The sequence below is a fragment of the Lactobacillus sp. ESL0785 genome (assembly GCF_029395455.1).
In the GTDB taxonomy this organism is placed as follows: domain Bacteria; phylum Bacillota; class Bacilli; order Lactobacillales; family Lactobacillaceae; genus Lactobacillus.
Genome location: NZ_CP113916.1, coordinates 116,906 through 133,980, shown reverse-complemented (window position 1 = coordinate 133,980; position 17,075 = coordinate 116,906). Strand labels below are relative to the sequence as shown.

The following is a 17,075-nucleotide window of genomic DNA, read 5'->3' as shown; positions in this document are numbered from 1 at the left end:
AAAGACGAGTAAATAATTTAACTCTTACAAGTGAGCCGCAGCTAGTGGAAATGCGGTAAAACCCTGAATTATTGAAAAACACTTTTAGCACCGCACTGAAATTTTAAAAGTAGGTCGCGGCGTCCCCAGTACGTTACCACGCTGGTGAAGCATGTTAGTGTTTCATGAGTTGGCTCAATTTTGAGCAATTTAGGTGGTACCGCGGAAAAAGCCTTTCGTCCTATAAATAATAGTAGGACAAAGGGCTTTTTCTTTGCCAGAAATTTTAGAGGTTACAATTATGACTTTGATTTTACCAGAAAAATATCACCCAACTTTAACAATTCGCGATACCGAAGCTGCAATTGTTTTTATTCGCGAACGTTTCCAAGAAATTTTGGCGCAAAAGCTCAACCTGCAACGGATGTCTGCACCAATGTTTGTCGAAAAAGACACTGGTCTTAATGACAACCTGAATGGTGTTGAACGTCCTGTTGCCTTTGACGCTAAAGACATGCCGAAGGATGACACCATTGAAATCGTTCATTCCCTTGCCAAGTGGAAACGACTGGCCTTGAAGAGATATGGTTTTGGCATGCACGAAGGGCTTTATACCAATATGAATGCTATTCGCCGCGACGAAGACATGGATAACTTCCATTCAATCTACGTTGACCAATGGGATTGGGAAAAGGTTATTAGTAAAGAAGATCGCACCATTGATACGTTGGAAATTACTGTTAACAAGATTTATGCCGCCATCAAACAAATTGAAGCTGAATGTGCTGCACGTTACCCAGCCTCTACTTATCGCTTGCCCGACGAAGTACATTTTATTACTACCCAAGAATTAGAAGATCGTTGGCCCGACATTAGTCCTGAAGAGCGGGAAAATAAGATTGCTCAAGAAGAAAAAGCCGTCTTTATTATGAAAATCGGCGACAAATTAAATCGCAGTGGTAAGCCACACGATGGTCGTGCCCCTGACTACGATGATTGGCAATTAAACGGTGACCTGATTTTCTGGTATGAACCGCTTAAACAAAAAATCGAAATTTCTTCAATGGGGATCCGGGTTAGCCCTGAAAGTCTGCACGAGCAACTAACAAAGGCTGATTGCCGCGACCGTGAACAATTACCATTCCACCAAATGCTGCTCAAGGGTGAACTACCTTATTCAATCGGCGGCGGCATTGGTCAATCCCGGCTCTGCATGTTGCTGCTAGGTAAGGCACATATTGGTGAAGTCCAAGCCAGCATCTGGCCTAAAGATATGGTCACTGAATGTGCCAAACACGATATTCCGTTATTATAAAAACTGCTAATACATGATCCCGATAGTTTACCGGGGTCGTGTATTTTAATTTGCTTAATTCTACTAATAAAAACAAACTTGAATATATATCGCCTCTTTTATATACTATTAAAATATAAAAAATGTATGCAGTATATACATGACTGGAGTTAGCGATGGTAAAAGACAAATACAAGGGCACTATGCGTGAAGCAATTTTAAATCCCAAAGGATATAAATTCGCGTGGTTAATCACGATAATTGTATTACTTGGAATTTTAGTTATTCCATGGTTCAAATTGTTTGATTTTAGCGTATCTTTGATTGGAACTTATTTGATACTTTTAGTAGACCCACTGGCTACTTTCTTTCAAAAGCATCGAATTATTGGTCCTATTGCTATTTTGCTTGCATTCGCTTTAGGAATGATAACTTCAGCTATCCTATTTTTCTATGCCATGTGGGCCTCAGGTAGAGTTGAATTTGTTAAATAAATTTAGACATCGGAGTTAACAATGATTAAAGATAAAGAAACTAAGTACGAATTATTATCCCCTAAGGTATATAAATGGGTAAAGATTTTTTCAGTAGTAGAGTTACTTCTAATTTTGATTTGCCCGTGGTTTAAACTATTTAATTTTTCTACGGTAGTTTTGGGACTTTATTTATTAGATATAATGGACACATTAACTACGTTCTTTCAAAGAAAGAACATCAACTCCTTCATTGCTATAATTTTAGGACTAGTTATTTCAGCAATAATTTGTATAATCCTGTTTTTCTACACCATGTGGGCCTCAGGTAGAGTTGAATTTGTTAAATAATATTTGTCTGGTTTAAAAACTCAAAAGCTTTAATCTACCTTACTAAACTCGTTCATTGGAACCACATTGTAGTAAACTACAGATAGTAAATTATTTTTAAGAAAGCTGTGAAAACATGATTGACCCAAAACAAATAACTGAATTAAAAAACGACATTGACCAAGCCCAGCACATTACCTTTTTAACAGGTGCCGGCGTTTCTACTCATTCTGGCATCCCTGACTATCGTTCAAAAAACGGAATCTATGACGGCGTGTCTGAAAGCCCTGAAACGATCTTAAGTGACACTACCCTTTATAATCGGCCCGACTTTTTCTACAAATTCGTTATGGACAACATGTACTTTCCTGATGCCAAGCCTAACGCCATTCACCAAAAAATCGCTGAGCTTTGCAACGAAAAAGGTGATTTAATTACCCAAAACGTTGACCATCTTGACACCAAAGCCGGCAATCAGCACGTGACGGAATTTCATGGCAGTCTTTATGACATCTACTGCACCAAATGCCACCAACCTGTTTCTTACGCCGAATACGCTAAAAGTTTCCGCCACGAAAACTGCGGCGGCATCATTCGTCCCGGCATCGTACTTTATGGTGAAGCCATCAACGGCGATAATTTATCTAAGTCCGTTAACGCAATGCAAAATTCTGATTTAGTAATTATTTCTGGAACCAGCTTCGTCGTTTATCCGTTCGCTCAGTTATTATCATACCGGCAAAATGGCGCTAAAGTTTGGGCAATTAATAAGACTGAAATTCCAGCTGCTGGTATTTCTGCAATCATTGCGGATGCACTGGACGTTTTTGAACAAATCTAATGCTTTACTATGCCGATTTGACCATTGACCATGTAACTTTTGAGTTAATGGCAAATAAAGACGGCTTAACCTATGTTGGGCAAAAAGGCTGGCCCACTTTACCAATCAGTCATTTTTATCCAACAGAAAAGTTGCTCTATGCTCCAGCAAGACTTGCTCCCTATATTCGAGAATTAGCTGAATTTTTAACTGGAAATCAGCAAGAATTTGATTTACCGTTAAGTATCAGCCCAATAGTTACTCCTTGGCAGCAAAAAGTGCTTAACCAAGTAAGGCAAATTCCTTATGGTCAAACCATTAGTTATCAAGACTTGGCCAAAGCAATTAACCAGCCCAGTGCTATACGGCCAGTTGCTCATGCCGTAGCTTTGAATCCAGTATTATTTTTCATTCCTTGTCATCGAGTAATTCACGCTGATGGCACTTGCGGGCAATATCGTTTGGGTATGGACTACAAAAAGCACCTGATTAATTTAGAAAAGAGTTTTTAGATGTCGATTATTAAAATGTATGCGCCGTTTTTCAGTGCTAGCAATTGGCTGCACGTTCTAACCAGTGGCAAAGATTGGATGATAATTCTCACATTAATCTTAATGGAATGTTTATTATCCGTTGACAATGCTGTGGTTTTAGCGGCTCAAACCAAAATCTTGCCCGATAAAAAGCAACAGGAAAAGTCCCTATTTTACGGTCTGTGGGGCGCATATCTTTTTCGCTTTATTGTCATTGGTATCGGCACTTACTTAATCAACTTTTGGGAAATTAAATTAGCCGGCAGTATCTATCTGTTCTACTTAGCGTTTAAATTTTTTTACGATCAACGGCACCCACAAAAAGCAGCAGCCAAAGAAAAGGCTGAAGAAGCTAAACTCAGTAAACACAAGGCAAAAAAAGGCAAACACGTTTTATCCCTTTTCTGGCGCACTGTGATTTCAATTGAAGCAATGGATATCGTCTTTTCAATTGATTCTGTTCTTGCAGCTTTAGCTGTTTCCAATAATCCAGTTATCGTCCTCATCGGCGGCATGATTGGTATCCTCTGCATGCGGGGCGTAGCCGAAGTTATTATCAAATTAATGGATATTATCCCGGAACTGCAGCCAATGGCCTATGTGTTAATTGGCATTATTGCACTAAAACTGCTGCTATCACTGCCACCACTTAATTATGAACTGCCAAATACTGTGTTTGCATCAATCGTCTTTGGTATTTTAATCTTAACTATTATCTTTCACTTTTGGCGGATTAAAAAGCACGGCCACAAATTATAATTGGCGTTCAAGATATTCCTTGAGTACAACTGCTTGGTTGTGCTCTTTATTTTTAGCACCATATAAAAATAAGACGTCTTGCTTAGATAATTGCGTCTTCACTAATGCTAAAAATTGCGGCATCGCAGGATTTTGTTCTAACTCAGCAAGGTATTTATCTTTAAAAGACGCAAACTTGTTATCATCATGATTAAACCATTTGCGTAAGTTAGTACTTGGACCTATTTCCTTTGCCCATTCATCAAGATTAGCCTTAACTTTACTGATCCCGCGCGGCCACAAACGATCAACTAAAATCCGGTAACCTTCAGGTTGCTCATGAGCATAAATTCGGATTAGTTTAATTTCTGTCATTATTATTTCCTCTTTATTTTTAATATCTTATTCTAGAAAGAAACATGGATTATTCAACTTATTTTACTAACAATTCTACCGCCAAAATCACCGCTGACCTAATCGGTCGTCCGTTAACTTACAATGACGGCAACCACCTAATGGGCGGCTACATCGTTGAAGCTGAAGCCTATTTAGGTGTTCGTGATCGCGCTGCACATTCCTATGGCGGTCGCCGCAGCCCAGCTAACGAAGGTCTATATCGTGCTGGCAGTACTATTTATATTTACAGCCAACGACAATATTTTTTCTTTGACGTTGCCACCCAAGAACTGGACGAGCCACAAGGGATTTTAATCAGAGCCATCGAGCCCAGATGGGGCATTGACCAGATGATTACTAATCGCAATGGCAAAGACGGCATTTTACTAACCAATGGACCTGCCAAAATGATGCAGGCCTTCGGCATTCATGATAAACATTGGAACCTGCACTTTTTAGCTGATTCGCCGTTTAGCATTGACCTCGATAATACTCATAAAAGGCATGCCGCTAAAATTATTGCTGGTCCGCGAATCGGAATTAACCAATCTGACCAAGAGTGGGCACAGAAGCCTTTGCGTTATTACGTCAGCGGCAATCCTTACGTTTCCCGAATGAAAAAGCGCGATCTATCGACAGATAACGGCTGGCAATAAGTAGACTAAAAAATGAAAAAACACCAATTATTAAGAATTAATGTAATTTACATCTTTGCTTAACCCTGTCCCTATTATTAATTAATTTATTAAAAAGCATTTGACAAACATTAAAAATTGTTATAATATTCTCATCAAGTTAATAATTTCCAATGCAATAGAGGTCGCGATAATTACAAACCTAATCAGAGCACGCGTGATGCCATGACGATTAGCTCAAGAATTACCGCCGAAACTGCGAATTTGTCCAACGTAAATTCGCAGTTGGGCTGCAAGAACATATCTTGCAGACTGTCTCGGTTAGTCCCCGGGGAGCGCTATATGATTTGTTTAAGTATGATCAAATATCACCTCATTGTTTTGTACAACAATGAGGTTTTTATTTACGCTTTTATTGTATTGGCTTTATTTAAAACATTTTGGAGGTTTTAAAATGAAGTCAAAAAACAGATGGTTAATTGCAATTTTGGCAGTTTTATTTGTACTAGTTGGTAGTATTAGCCTGACTAATACCACAACTAGTGCTGCCAAAAAAGACAGTAGTGTCTTAAAAGTGGCAATGGAGGCGAACTACTCGCCGAATAATTGGACGCAAACTACTAATGCAAATGGGGCGGTACCAATTGATGGTTCTCACACCTACGCCAATGGTTATGACGTTAAAATTGCTAAGATTATTGGGCAAAAATTACACAAAAAAGTAGTAGTTATGAAGACCGAATGGGACGGACTTTTACCAGCTTTGACCAGTGGCAAGGCCGACTTGATTATTGCCGGGATGAGCCCAACACCTGAAAGGGCACGTGCCATCAATTTTACTAATCCTTATTGGAGCGGCGTTTTTGTTGTCGTCACCAAGGCTGGCAGCAAGTATCTTAATGCTAAAAAACTAACTGACTTTAAGGGTGCACGCCTTACTGCCCAACAAGGAACTTTCCATTACCAATTAATTAACCAGTTGCCCGGAGCTAAAAAAGAGCCTAATATGAAGGACTTTTCAGCTATGCGGCAAAGTTTAATTTCCGGCACGATTGATGGTTATATTGCCGACTCAACCGAAGCGATTTCCTTCAAGATGGTTGACCCCGACATTAGAGCTGTACCGCTTAACCCAATGAAAGGTTTCCACGTCACTAAGGCACAGATGGTTTCCTCAATTGGTGTTGCCAAGACTAACCCGAAGCTTCTCAAAGAAGTCAATCAAGTCCTAGCTACAATTCCGAAATCTAAGAGAACTAAGCTAATGACTGAAGCCATCAAGGAGCAGCCAAAAACTGATTCTAAGAAAGGCAAAAATGGTAAAAAGCAAAGCTGGCTCGTTTCCATGCTTAAGCAATATGGCGGCATGATTATGAGCGGGATCGGCATGACCCTACTGCTTGCAGCTGTCGGTACCATTGCCGGCTTCTTTATCGGCTTGTTTGTCGGCATTATTCGCACCATCCCAACCCCAACTACTCGCGGCAAGAGATGGGGATTAAAATTTATTGATTGGTTGCTGGCCGTTTATATTGAAATCTTCCGCGGCACGCCAATGATGGTTCAAGCTGCCGTTATCTATTACGGTATCGCCCAATTCTGGCACCTAAACATTGACCGCACTGTAGCCGCTTTAATCATTGTTTCCATTAATACTGGTGCTTACTTAGCCGAAATTATCCGCGGTGGAATTATTTCAACTCCTGAAGGACAATTTGAAGCCGCTAGTGCGTTGGGAATGACTCATAATCAAAGAATGTGGCACATTATTCTGCCACAAGCTATCAGAAACTGTCTGCCGTCAATTACCAATGAATTTATTGTTAACATTAAGGATACGTCAGTATTGAGCATCATTTCTGTTTCTGAACTGTTCTTTGTCGGGTCAACTATTGCCAGTCAAACATTCAAGTTCTTCCCAACTTATTTGACGATTTCCGCAATTTACCTAATTTTGACGTTCACAATTACCAGAATTTTCAATTTAATTGAAAAGCATCTTGACGGTAGTAAAAACTATAATTTAATGGCCAACCAGGTTCAGGTTGGCACCCAAGACAAATAATTATCTGTAAAGTAAAGGAATAATATGTTAGATAGAGATAGACAAATCAAGTTATTGCAAGATTTAATTCAAATTGAAACCATTGATGACCATGAAAAACAAGTCGTTGATTACGTGACTAAGTTATTTGCACCTTTTGGTGATCGGGTACGGATTACACGTGTGCCCTATCAAGGCGACCGTGAAAGTGCGGTAATCTCAATTGGTCCAACTAATGGCAACTTCAAGCTCGGCTTTTCCGGTCACATGGATGTCGTCAACCTTGGCAACGTTAAAGCTTGGCGTGATGAGCCATTTTCTGGAAAATTATACGACCATGACACTAAAATGTATGGCCGTGGGACAACCGATATGAAGAGTGGCCTTGCGGGAATGATTGGTACCCTATTATCTTTATTAGAAGAAAACATTCCCCTATCTGGTGAGTTACGCTTGTTACTGTCCGTTGGTGAAGAGACTGGTCAATGGGGAGCTGAAGAATTAACCAAAGAAGGTTTTGTTGATGACTTAGATGTTTTAGTCATCGGTGAAGATTCTAACCTCGACATTTCTTATTCTAGTAACGGCGACATTGATTACACAATCACTGCTTACGGCAAAGTTGCCCACTCAGCTCAATTAGGTGTCCTCAATGCTATCGACAACATGGCCGATTTTATTCAATTAGCCAATCAAAAATTGCGCCACTTACCACGGGTTGATCCCAAACTTGGACCTGTACTACATAATATTACGATGATCTCAGGCGGTGATCAGATTAACAGTATGCCTGACAAGGTCGTTGCTCGCGGTAATATTCGCATTAATCCGCTCTATACAGTTGCCGAAATTCAAAAAGTGTTGGAAAGTGCTGTTACTGAAGTTAGTAAATTGCCGCAACACCGGTTTGAATTGCAATATGATTATTTAGGTGAAGCTGTTTCTGGTGATACTTCTAATCAATACGTCCAATCAGCTCAACAAATGTTAACTAATATTTTGCACAGACCAGCAAAATTAGTCACCGAATCTGGAACTACTGATGCTTCCAAATTTGTTAACAGTCCAACACCGCCAACTATCTTTACTTTAGGACCTGGCAATGATAGCTGTCACCAAGTTGACGAATACGTTGACATTCCTGATTATTTACAAGCAACTGAATTTTATGAACAATTTGCTAAAAAATATTTGACTAAATAATGGTAGAAAAGCAGTTGACAAACCCCTGCTTTTAGCCTATCATTCTCACTAAGTTAAATAATTTCCAATGCAATAGAGGTCGCGACAATTACAAACTCAATGGGAGCGCGCAAACGCTAAGAAAGTTGAGCTAAGAATTACCGCCGAAATGAAATCTTGATTTGCGTCATTTTTTCGTTGGGCTGCAAGAACAGATCTTGCAGACTGTCCCGGTTCGTCCCCGGGGAGCGCTATATGATTTGTCTAAATATGATCAATTATAACCTCGTTGTCTTGCAAGATAGCGAGGCTTTTTATTTACGCTTTATTGTATTGGCTTTATTTAAAACAATTTGGAGGTTTTAAAATGAAGTCAAAAAGTAAATGGTTCACCGCATTGATTGCGGTTTTGCTTGGTTTAACAGTAGGATTAAGTTTTCATTCTAATACTGCTTACGCCAAAAACAACAACGTCTTAAAAGTTGCCATGGAGGCCAACTATCAGCCGTATAACTGGACGCAAACCAACAGTGCTAACGGGGCAGTTCCAATCGACGGTTCACACACTTATGCTAATGGTTATGATGTCAAAATTGCCAAGATCATTGGCCAAAAATTACACAAAAAAGTAGTTGTTTTCAAAACTGAATGGGACGGACTGCTTCCGGCCTTAACCAGCGGCAAAGCTGATCTAATCATCGCTGGGATGAGCCCAACAGCAGAACGTGAAAAGGCAATTAACTTCTCACAGCCATATCGGCGCAGTACATTTGTAGTCATTACTAAGATGAACAGTAAATATGCTAATGCTAAAAGCCTAACTGGCTTTAAGGGTGCCAAATTAACTGCTCAACAAGGGACTTTTCATTACCAATTAATCAATCAATTAACTGGCGCTAAAAAGCAACCTGCTATGCGTGACTTTGCGGCGATGCGGCAAAGTTTGATTTCCGGAACTATTGACGGTTATGTTGCTGAAGATACTGAAGCAACTTCATTCAAAATGGTTGATCCTGATATTAAAGCTATTCCCGTTAGCAAAATGCCTGGTTTTCACGCCACTAAAGATGAATCCGTTACTTCCATCGGGATTGCAAAACCTAACAAAAAGCTACTTAAGGAAGTTAACCAAATTTTAGCAACTGTTCCTAATTCAAAACGAACTAAGTTGATGAACGAAGCTGTTAAAGAGCAGCCCAAAACTGATAATTCTAAAAAGGGTAAACAAGAAAACTGGTTTGTTTCTATGTGGAAGCAATATGGTGGCATGATTCTCAGCGGAATTGGCATGACCTTGCTGCTTGCTTCAGTCGGTACTATCGCTGGTTTCTTTATCGGTTTAGCTGTCGGTGTTATCCGGACAATTCCGACGCCAACTACCCGCGGCAAGAGATGGCTGTTAAAATTCATTGATTGGCTGTTATCTGTTTATATTGAAATCTTCCGGGGTACACCAATGATGGTGCAAGCTGCCGTAATCTACTACGGTATCGCCCAGTTCTGGCACCTAAACATCGACCGGACAATTGCCGCTTTAGTAATTGTTTCTATTAATACTGGGGCTTACTTGGCTGAAATTATCCGCGGCGGCATCATTTCAACCCCTGAAGGTCAATTCGAAGCTGCCAGTGCCTTAGGAATGACCCACAATCAACGGATGTGGCATATTATCTTACCGCAAGCAATCAGAAATTGTCTGCCATCAATTACTAATGAATTTATCGTTAATATCAAGGATACTTCTGTATTAAGTATCATTTCTGTTTCCGAATTGTTCTTTGTTGGGACTACAATTGCCAGTCAAACATTTAAGTTCTTCCCAACCTACCTAACAATTTCGGTTATCTACCTAATCCTCACCTTCACGATTACTAGAATTTTCAACTTGATTGAAAAGCACCTTGAAGGCAGTAAAAACTATAATTTAATGGCCAACCAAGTTCAAGTAGTTGGGTCAAAGAAGACGGAGGTTAATAACTAATGACTGAAGTAAATAATACTATTTTAAGTTTAAAGCATATTCAAAAATCCTTTGGTAATCACCAAGTATTAAAGGATATCTCATTTGATATTAAAAAAGGTGAAATCGCCACTATCATTGGTCCTTCTGGTGGTGGTAAATCAACTACTTTGCGCTGCATTAACATGCTTGAAGAACCTAGTGCTGGTGAAATTGATTTTCACGGTGAAAATGTCTTAGCACCCGGATATAACCGCAACATCTACCGCGCTAAAGTTGGCATGGTGTTCCAACAATTCGACTTATTTGAAAATAAAGATGTGCTTGCTAACTGTATGGTTGGTCAAGAACTTGTCTTAAAGCGATCAAAAGAAGAAGCGCGTAAGGTAGCTCTTACTAACCTCAAGAAGGTCGGCATGGCTGAATACATTAACGCACGACCAAAACAACTATCTGGCGGTCAGCAGCAACGGGTTGCTATTGCCCGAGCCATCTCAATGGATCCTGAAATCTTGTTATTTGATGAACCAACTAGTGCCCTTGACCCCGAAATGGTTGGTGAAGTTCTCAGTGTAATGAAAGACCTCGCCACAACTGGTTTAACGATGATTATCGTTACTCACGAAATGGCTTTTGCCCGCGATGTTTCTGATCAGGTGTTCTTTATCAGCGATGGTGTTATTGCCGAACAAGGTAGTCCTGACCAGCTGCTTAACCACCCACAAAATGAAAAAACAGCGAAGTTCTTACGTAATTTCCAAAATAGTTAATTTAAAAACCTGTCTATTAACAGACAGGTTTTTTATTTTTGCTTTAATCATTCTTTCTTATTTATTAATTAAATGTCCATCATGGAAAATTTTTATTCAATCTAGATGCAGGTGCTCCGTCTTTATACGACATATAGTTCCACATATTTGTAGTAATACCTCTCTCTTCTTAACTAAGCCTTCTCTAGACATAAAACCAAATGAACCACTAGCTGATTCAATCTGATAGTCTAGCAAATCTTCCCAAGCCAAGACATTATCAATTTGGAAGTTATTATCTTCTGTAAGTTTCATTTTAACGATATTACCGGTCCCATTAATCAATGATTTACCTGTTCCTTTGGTATGTAAAATTAAAAAGCCACCAGTTTTGCCAGCCACAGCTTTCGAAAGACCCTTTTGTCTGATCGCTTCATAGCTATTTAACTTCTTTACAATGTCTTACCAAAGAATTATGCTAGCTATAATCAAAATTAAAATATGAGGATAAATTATGAAAAAAAGGAATTTTCACTTTTCAATAAAAATCATTGCTGGATTAGCTTTAATAATTATTGGTTATCAATCTACTCAACAAATCACAGCCGCTGATGAATTGAGTATTGCTGACGAAATTAGTGCTGCTAATCCTATCGCACAAAAACCAGGTCAAGAAGTTACTATTCCTACAAATACAACCTTAGCTGGCGATACTAATTATGCCAAATTAAGCATTGCCAATTGGCAGTCAATGCCAAATGGGACAGAATTTTCATGGTACCAAAAGCCTTCTACTTTATATAATGGCTTAAGTAAGGGCACAGTCACAGTAACCTTGCCAGACGGAACAACTAAATCTGTTAACGTTACTGTTAACATTGCCGGTACTAAGCAAGTTAAGCTGTATCATGACAGCTATCTTTACGATAAAAAAGGTCGGCGAATTAACGATTTACAGCTTAAAAAGGGATCAATTGCTAATATACTTCAGACGAAGAAAATTAATAGCCATGACTACTATGAGCTTGATGACAATCACTTTTTGCCTGTTGCTCCTCTTAAAAAAGTTACCAAGCAAATTAAAATTACCAAAACTAACAAGCGCGTGATGCACAGCACATATCTCTATGATGAAAAGGGGCATCGCACAAATGGACTAATTTTAAAAGCCGGTTCCCGTGTTAAAATTCACAAAACTGACGAAGATAACAACATTCACGTTGCATCAGGACGCTACTTTTATTTAGTTGGACAAAAACTCTACGTTCCTGTTCGCAACGTTACTGGTTTAGAAACTGAATGGCAAGATAAGCCAATTCCAGTTTATAATTATCGTGGTAAACGAGTAGGCCAAATTAAGGCACATACGCCCTACCACACATACGGTGATCCTATTAAAGTCAAAGGCAAGCCTTATTACATCGTCGGCAAAGGAAAATTAATTAAAGACTCTATCTAAAGATAATCCGTGAGGCATAATAATGAAATTAATCAGAAAATTAACCATAGTACTACTGACCGCTTTACTTTGCATTAGTCCGATATTTACGATTGTTCCAACACAAATCACTAGTGCCGCACATGTAGAAAAAGATAAATTAGGTTTTATCGGTAGTCCCTACATTTATAAAAAAAGCGGCAAACGTTACCGTTATTATGACCAAATTGCCAAGAATCTGTTTACTGATACTGACGTGAATGGCTATAACTATTTCGATGGCAACGACACTACGCCAACAACTTCTTTTACTGGCAAAACGATTACCATTAAAGGTCAAAAATATTACGAGATTGCCAAGAACGCCTATATTAAGGCAGCTAATGTTCTTACCCTGAACGGTAAAAACATTAAAAAAGGTAAGCTAACTCTGAATCATAAATCAAAGCTCTACACTAAAAATGGTCATCAAACTAAAAAAGAACTAGCTGCTGACTCAATTATCAGTTATGCTGGCAAAGTTAAAAAGAAGAAGACTTGTCCTAAATATTTTTATTATACAGGTACTAATAAATATGCTTATCTGCCAACCAAAAGAATTAAAGGTCACGACTATTATTCTTTGAAAAATCATCTTTATGTCAATGCGCAAAATGTCGGTACTATTAACGGTGAAATTGCCCGCCTTAACGGTGTTACCTATGCCACTGTCATCAAAAGCAGCCGTACACAAACCATTTCTAACGGACTAACAAATCATAAATTAGTTAAGGGGCAAAAAGTCAAAATTGACATGGCAGTCGCTCCTTGGGCAGAAGATTTTGATGGCTATATTTATCATTTACATAACTATCCTAAGGAATATATTGATGAAGGATATATCAAGATTAGAAATGACCTGCCAATTACTAATTACAATGACATGGCTTATACTTATTTTAAACCCATTAACGGTAACCAAATTACAACTTACAAAGTAGATGGGTCTCCAACAGCTCAAGCCCTTATAATTAAAGATAATAATCAGCCCACAGTCGACGCTAAACTCTATCTTTGGGTAGAACACGATCATCAAGCTGAATTGTTCTACCACATACTGCACTCAGATTCAGATCAAACCGCAGATGAAACAGTTCCTGATTACAGCAACAGCTTTGTCAAAGCAAGCGACATAAAAATTACTGGTGGTGTTAAACTAACGAGCCTCAATAATGCTAAGGATGCTAAAGCTGATAATGTCATTGCAACAGATACAAATAAACAAGAGCTCCGGCAACTATTTGCAGATAATTTAGCAAACGCATATACTGATGCTAGCTTAAGGCAAAATTACAATAATGCTCTAGCAATTGCCGCAAGCGTTATTAGATCAACTACAGCTAGCCGTGGTGAAGTTAAAGAAGCAACTTGGCTACTTAAAACAACTGAAGATCAATTAAGTGAATTATACTTTGAACCATGGAGTTAAAAAACAAAACACTAGTAATCAACGAGATTACTAGTGTTTTTATCTACCTTAATATCTTAGTTATGACTTACAACCAGTGAAATATTTTTAGGCGCTTGGCGTTTAGGCCCCTTTTTCATCACATATGTTTCTACTGGCCGATGCTTATTAGACTTACGATATAATCGCAATATTTGCTTAACCGTGTATTTTTTCCCGCGAGGATGATTGATTGTACCCTTGCCAACAGCTTGAATAGTCTTGTATCCTTGACCAAATCCCGAATATTTGCTCAACTGGTAATTGCCCAATTTTACTGCAAATCTAGTAGTAGAACCTGCATCAGTCAATATACTATTATTATTCTTGTTAAAATGACTTAAATCTAACTGCTTCAACTTATAATCATATTGAAACATTCCTGCGGTGACATTTACTTTAGGTAATCTAAAATCACTAAGATCTAGCTTAGTTAAACTACTACAATTAGTAAACATGTTTTCAGTTGTTGTAACGTTTTTAGTATTCCAATGATGTAAATTAAGTCGCTTTAACTTAGTATCATTATTAAACATTCTACCCATGCCAACCACTTGACTGGTATTTAAATTACTTAAATCTAAACTTGTAATATTTTTATTTTCAGCAAACATCCCTGACATATTAGTGACATTGCTAGTATCAAATTTGCCAAAGTCCAATTGACTTAAGTTGGCAAAATTAGCAAACATGCGAGACATATTTGTAACATAGCTGGTATTTAATTGCCTTAAGTCTAAATTGGCAATTTTTGCACTTTCAAACATCCTCGACATATCCAGAACATGACTAGCATCAAAATGTTCTAAGTCTAACTGAGCAATATCAGCATTAGCAAACATTCCTGACATGTTTGTAACATGATTGGTATTCAAATGTTCTAAGTCTAACTTAGTAAACGTTGCTTTATTAAACATATTGCTCATGTTAACAACATGGCTAGTATTTAAATTATGCAAATTGATTTCTGCAGGTTTAACCCCTGCAAACATACTAGACATATTTGTAACACTACCTGTATCAAATTTAACTAAATCTAGTTGTGACAGTTGACTATCGCCATTAAACATATTAGACATATCTGTCACGTGACTAGTATCTATATTAGACATATCGAGTTTAACCAAATTATGGTCGCCATTAAACATGCCAGCCATATTTGTCACTCGACTAGTATTAAGGCCAGATAAATTAATATTCACTGTTTTAGCATTCGCAAACATTCCGGCCATACTAGTAACATTACTGGTATTCAGGTAACTAAGATTCAGATCTGCCACACCAATTCCGGCAAACATCATCTGCATATTAGTTACACGCTTAGTATCAAATTTACTTAGATCAAGTTGCGCTAATTTACTATCGCCATTAAACATATTAGACATGTTTGTTACCTGATCAGTCTTAATATTTGCCAAGTTTAGATTAGCCAGACTTGAATCTTGAGTAAACATCCCCGCCATATTAACTACACGCCCTGTATCCCAACTACTCAAATCTAGACTCTGCAAATTCTGATCTTGAGCAAACATATTAGACATGTTAACCACTTGGCTTGTATCAATTTGATTCAGACCCGTAATTGTTTGCAGCTTACCTAAGCCGCTAAATTTATTTCCTGAATTAATCGCCAATTTAACTGGTCCTGCAAATACAAGATGTTTTACGTCACTGATTCCTGACAGCTTTTTTGTAAGAGGTGTGCTTGAAAGCTGAGCACCATTTTGACCGGGACTAATTGTTAAAGTCTTAGAAACAATATCGTAACTCCAAGTGCAATCACCATCCGTCCCTGTCCACATAGCATTATTCCAAGCCCATGAATTGGCAGGCGTTGGAGTAGTTTCAACCGCAGACACAGGCAAACTGTTTGCTAATCCCAACAAGCCTAGGCATGTTACTGCCAAGCAAAGTTCTAATTTTCTTATTTTTAGCTTCATTATTGTTGCCTCTTTTACCTATGATTATAAGTATTTTACCAGCTAATCGGCATAAATTTACTAAATAATATCAGGGGTTTTCTGTTCTTCAGCCAATTTCCATCCGGTCATAAAATGCTGCTCACGCAACAAGCGAAGTTCGCGATAATCGCTGGCTAAGCTATCAATTGCGTCTTGCAATTTCTTATTCTGCTTGCGCAGCGCATTTAATTCTGGATCATTAACAACCCCCTTTAAATGAGCTGTAGCTGCCAACTTACGTCGACGTTCTTCAAATTCACCTTGAAGCGTTGCCAATGCATTCTCATACTTAACTAACTTTTGATTAATTGGCTTGATCTGCTCATTTAACTTAGTAAACAAGTCATACGGCATATTGGATTTAATTTTATTACATTCTTGACACGACAAAATCAAATTAGCAAAATCATTGTTGTGCGACAGTGACACCGGATCTTTATGATCCACACTGCGTCCGCGGCGACCGCAGTACTGGCAGCGATAATGATACTTCGCCCGAATGCGTTCACGGTCAATGTAGTCCACTTCATTTAATTGAAAGTTAACTTGCAAGCCCAGTCGCTCTAAGTTTTCAGCAAAAGTTAAATCAATCTGCGGCACAAAATCAGTTTGCCCGCTTTCACTAGCAATCACAGCTGCATTAAAATCATGACGGGATAATTGCTGCTGAGCTAAACTATTGCCGTCATAATCCTGAATAAAGGCTTCATAACGCTTGCGATGCTCCTTTTTATTTACTAGAAAATCATGCTCACTATCAGCCATCGACTTACCCACAAAGGTATACAACAACCCTTGAGCAAAAGTCTGTACCGCCAAATTAGCAAAGTCATTGGCATCTTGCCCTCTTTGCAAGCAAATATCACAAATACTCGTCAATTTAGGGTTCATCAAGCCTTGTTGTTTAAAATGTACTGAATTTATGCGTAAGCCGCAGCTGCTGCACTGAAATTTCACTTTCCTACTCCTTCAACTCATTTATTAATTCCATTTTACTCAACTTAAGACAAGAAAAAAAGGCAGATTACAATTCGTAATCTGCCTTTTAATTTTATTT

Annotated in this window: 16 protein-coding genes and 1 other annotated feature (1 of these 17 cut by a window edge); of the genes, 12 read left to right on the top strand and 4 right to left on the bottom strand. The window is 38.4% G+C overall.

Annotation, left to right across the window (positions count from 1 at the left end; genetic code table 11):
- Nucleotides 1-226: a binding site (T-box leader), on the top strand; it begins 14 nt to the left of the window's first position.
- A 54-nt stretch (nucleotides 227-280) separates the two neighbouring features.
- From asnA to OZY43_RS00630, 5 genes are all read left to right on the top strand, one after another.
- A complete protein-coding gene (gene asnA, locus OZY43_RS00650) occupies nucleotides 281-1,294 on the top strand; it encodes an aspartate--ammonia ligase (protein ID WP_277164996.1) in 1,014 nt (337 codons plus the stop codon).
- Nucleotides 1,295-1,449: 155 nt separating this feature from the next.
- Complete coding sequence (locus OZY43_RS00645; protein ID WP_277164994.1) at nucleotides 1,450-1,767, top strand: hypothetical protein; 318 nt, start codon at nucleotides 1,450-1,452, stop codon at nucleotides 1,765-1,767.
- A 445-nt stretch (nucleotides 1,768-2,212) separates the two neighbouring features.
- Complete coding sequence (locus OZY43_RS00640) at nucleotides 2,213-2,917, top strand: NAD-dependent protein deacylase (protein ID WP_277164992.1); 705 nt, start codon at nucleotides 2,213-2,215, stop codon at nucleotides 2,915-2,917.
- The gene (locus OZY43_RS00635) at nucleotides 2,917-3,408 is read left to right on the top strand and encodes a methylated-DNA--[protein]-cysteine S-methyltransferase (RefSeq protein WP_277164990.1); all 492 of its coding nucleotides are present in this window, start codon (nucleotides 2,917-2,919) and stop codon (nucleotides 3,406-3,408) included. Before OZY43_RS00640 ends, OZY43_RS00635 begins: the two co-directional genes overlap by 1 nt.
- Nucleotides 3,409-4,188 (top strand): TerC family protein, encoded by a 780-nt coding sequence (locus OZY43_RS00630; RefSeq protein ID WP_277164988.1) that lies wholly within the window; start codon nucleotides 3,409-3,411, stop codon nucleotides 4,186-4,188.
- Here OZY43_RS00630 and OZY43_RS00625 read toward each other — a convergent pair.
- On the bottom strand, nucleotides 4,183-4,542 hold the full coding sequence (locus OZY43_RS00625; RefSeq protein WP_277164987.1) for a DUF488 family protein: 360 nt from the start codon (nucleotides 4,540-4,542) through the stop codon (nucleotides 4,183-4,185). The genes OZY43_RS00630 and OZY43_RS00625 overlap by 6 nt on opposite strands.
- A 44-nt stretch (nucleotides 4,543-4,586) precedes the next feature.
- On the opposite strand from OZY43_RS00625, the gene OZY43_RS00620 reads away from it, so the two are divergent.
- The 5 genes from OZY43_RS00620 (at nucleotide 4,587) to OZY43_RS00600 (ending at nucleotide 11,154) form a co-directional block, all read left to right on the top strand.
- On the top strand, nucleotides 4,587-5,219 hold the full coding sequence (locus tag OZY43_RS00620; protein ID WP_277164985.1) for a DNA-3-methyladenine glycosylase: 633 nt from the start codon (nucleotides 4,587-4,589) through the stop codon (nucleotides 5,217-5,219).
- 433 nt (nucleotides 5,220-5,652) lie between these two features.
- Entirely contained in the window at nucleotides 5,653-7,263 is a 1,611-nt protein-coding gene (locus OZY43_RS00615; protein WP_277164983.1) for an ABC transporter substrate-binding protein/permease, read from the top strand.
- Between the two features lie 24 nt (nucleotides 7,264-7,287).
- On the top strand, nucleotides 7,288-8,445 hold the full coding sequence (locus OZY43_RS00610; protein ID WP_277164981.1) for an ArgE/DapE family deacylase: 1,158 nt from the start codon (nucleotides 7,288-7,290) through the stop codon (nucleotides 8,443-8,445).
- A gap of 346 nt (nucleotides 8,446-8,791) precedes the next feature.
- A complete protein-coding gene (locus OZY43_RS00605) occupies nucleotides 8,792-10,405 on the top strand; it encodes an ABC transporter substrate-binding protein/permease (RefSeq protein ID WP_277164979.1) in 1,614 nt (537 codons plus the stop codon).
- Nucleotides 10,405-11,154, top strand: coding sequence for an amino acid ABC transporter ATP-binding protein (locus OZY43_RS00600; protein WP_277164977.1), 750 nt, complete (start codon nucleotides 10,405-10,407; stop codon nucleotides 11,152-11,154). Before OZY43_RS00605 ends, OZY43_RS00600 begins: the two co-directional genes overlap by 1 nt.
- Nucleotides 11,155-11,250: 96 nt before the next feature.
- On the opposite strand, the gene OZY43_RS00595 is transcribed toward OZY43_RS00600, so the two are convergent.
- Nucleotides 11,251-11,535, bottom strand: coding sequence for an AIM24 family protein (locus tag OZY43_RS00595; protein WP_277164975.1), 285 nt, complete (start codon nucleotides 11,533-11,535; stop codon nucleotides 11,251-11,253).
- Nucleotides 11,536-11,647: 112 nt separating this feature from the next.
- Between OZY43_RS00595 and OZY43_RS00590 the strand changes: the two genes are divergently transcribed.
- On the top strand, nucleotides 11,648-12,592 hold the full coding sequence (locus OZY43_RS00590; RefSeq protein ID WP_277164973.1) for an SLAP domain-containing protein: 945 nt from the start codon (nucleotides 11,648-11,650) through the stop codon (nucleotides 12,590-12,592).
- Between the two features lie 22 nt (nucleotides 12,593-12,614).
- Nucleotides 12,615-14,039, top strand: coding sequence for an SLAP domain-containing protein (locus tag OZY43_RS00585; protein ID WP_277164971.1), 1,425 nt, complete (start codon nucleotides 12,615-12,617; stop codon nucleotides 14,037-14,039).
- 56 nt (nucleotides 14,040-14,095) lie between these two features.
- Here OZY43_RS00585 and OZY43_RS00580 read toward each other — a convergent pair whose 3' ends face one another.
- On the bottom strand, nucleotides 14,096-15,997 hold the full coding sequence (locus tag OZY43_RS00580) for a BspA family leucine-rich repeat surface protein (protein WP_277164969.1): 1,902 nt from the start codon (nucleotides 15,995-15,997) through the stop codon (nucleotides 14,096-14,098).
- Nucleotides 15,998-16,057: 60 nt separating this feature from the next.
- On the bottom strand, nucleotides 16,058-16,975 hold the full coding sequence (locus OZY43_RS00575; protein ID WP_277164967.1) for an HNH endonuclease signature motif containing protein: 918 nt from the start codon (nucleotides 16,973-16,975) through the stop codon (nucleotides 16,058-16,060).
- Between the last annotated feature and the right edge of the window lie 100 nt (nucleotides 16,976-17,075).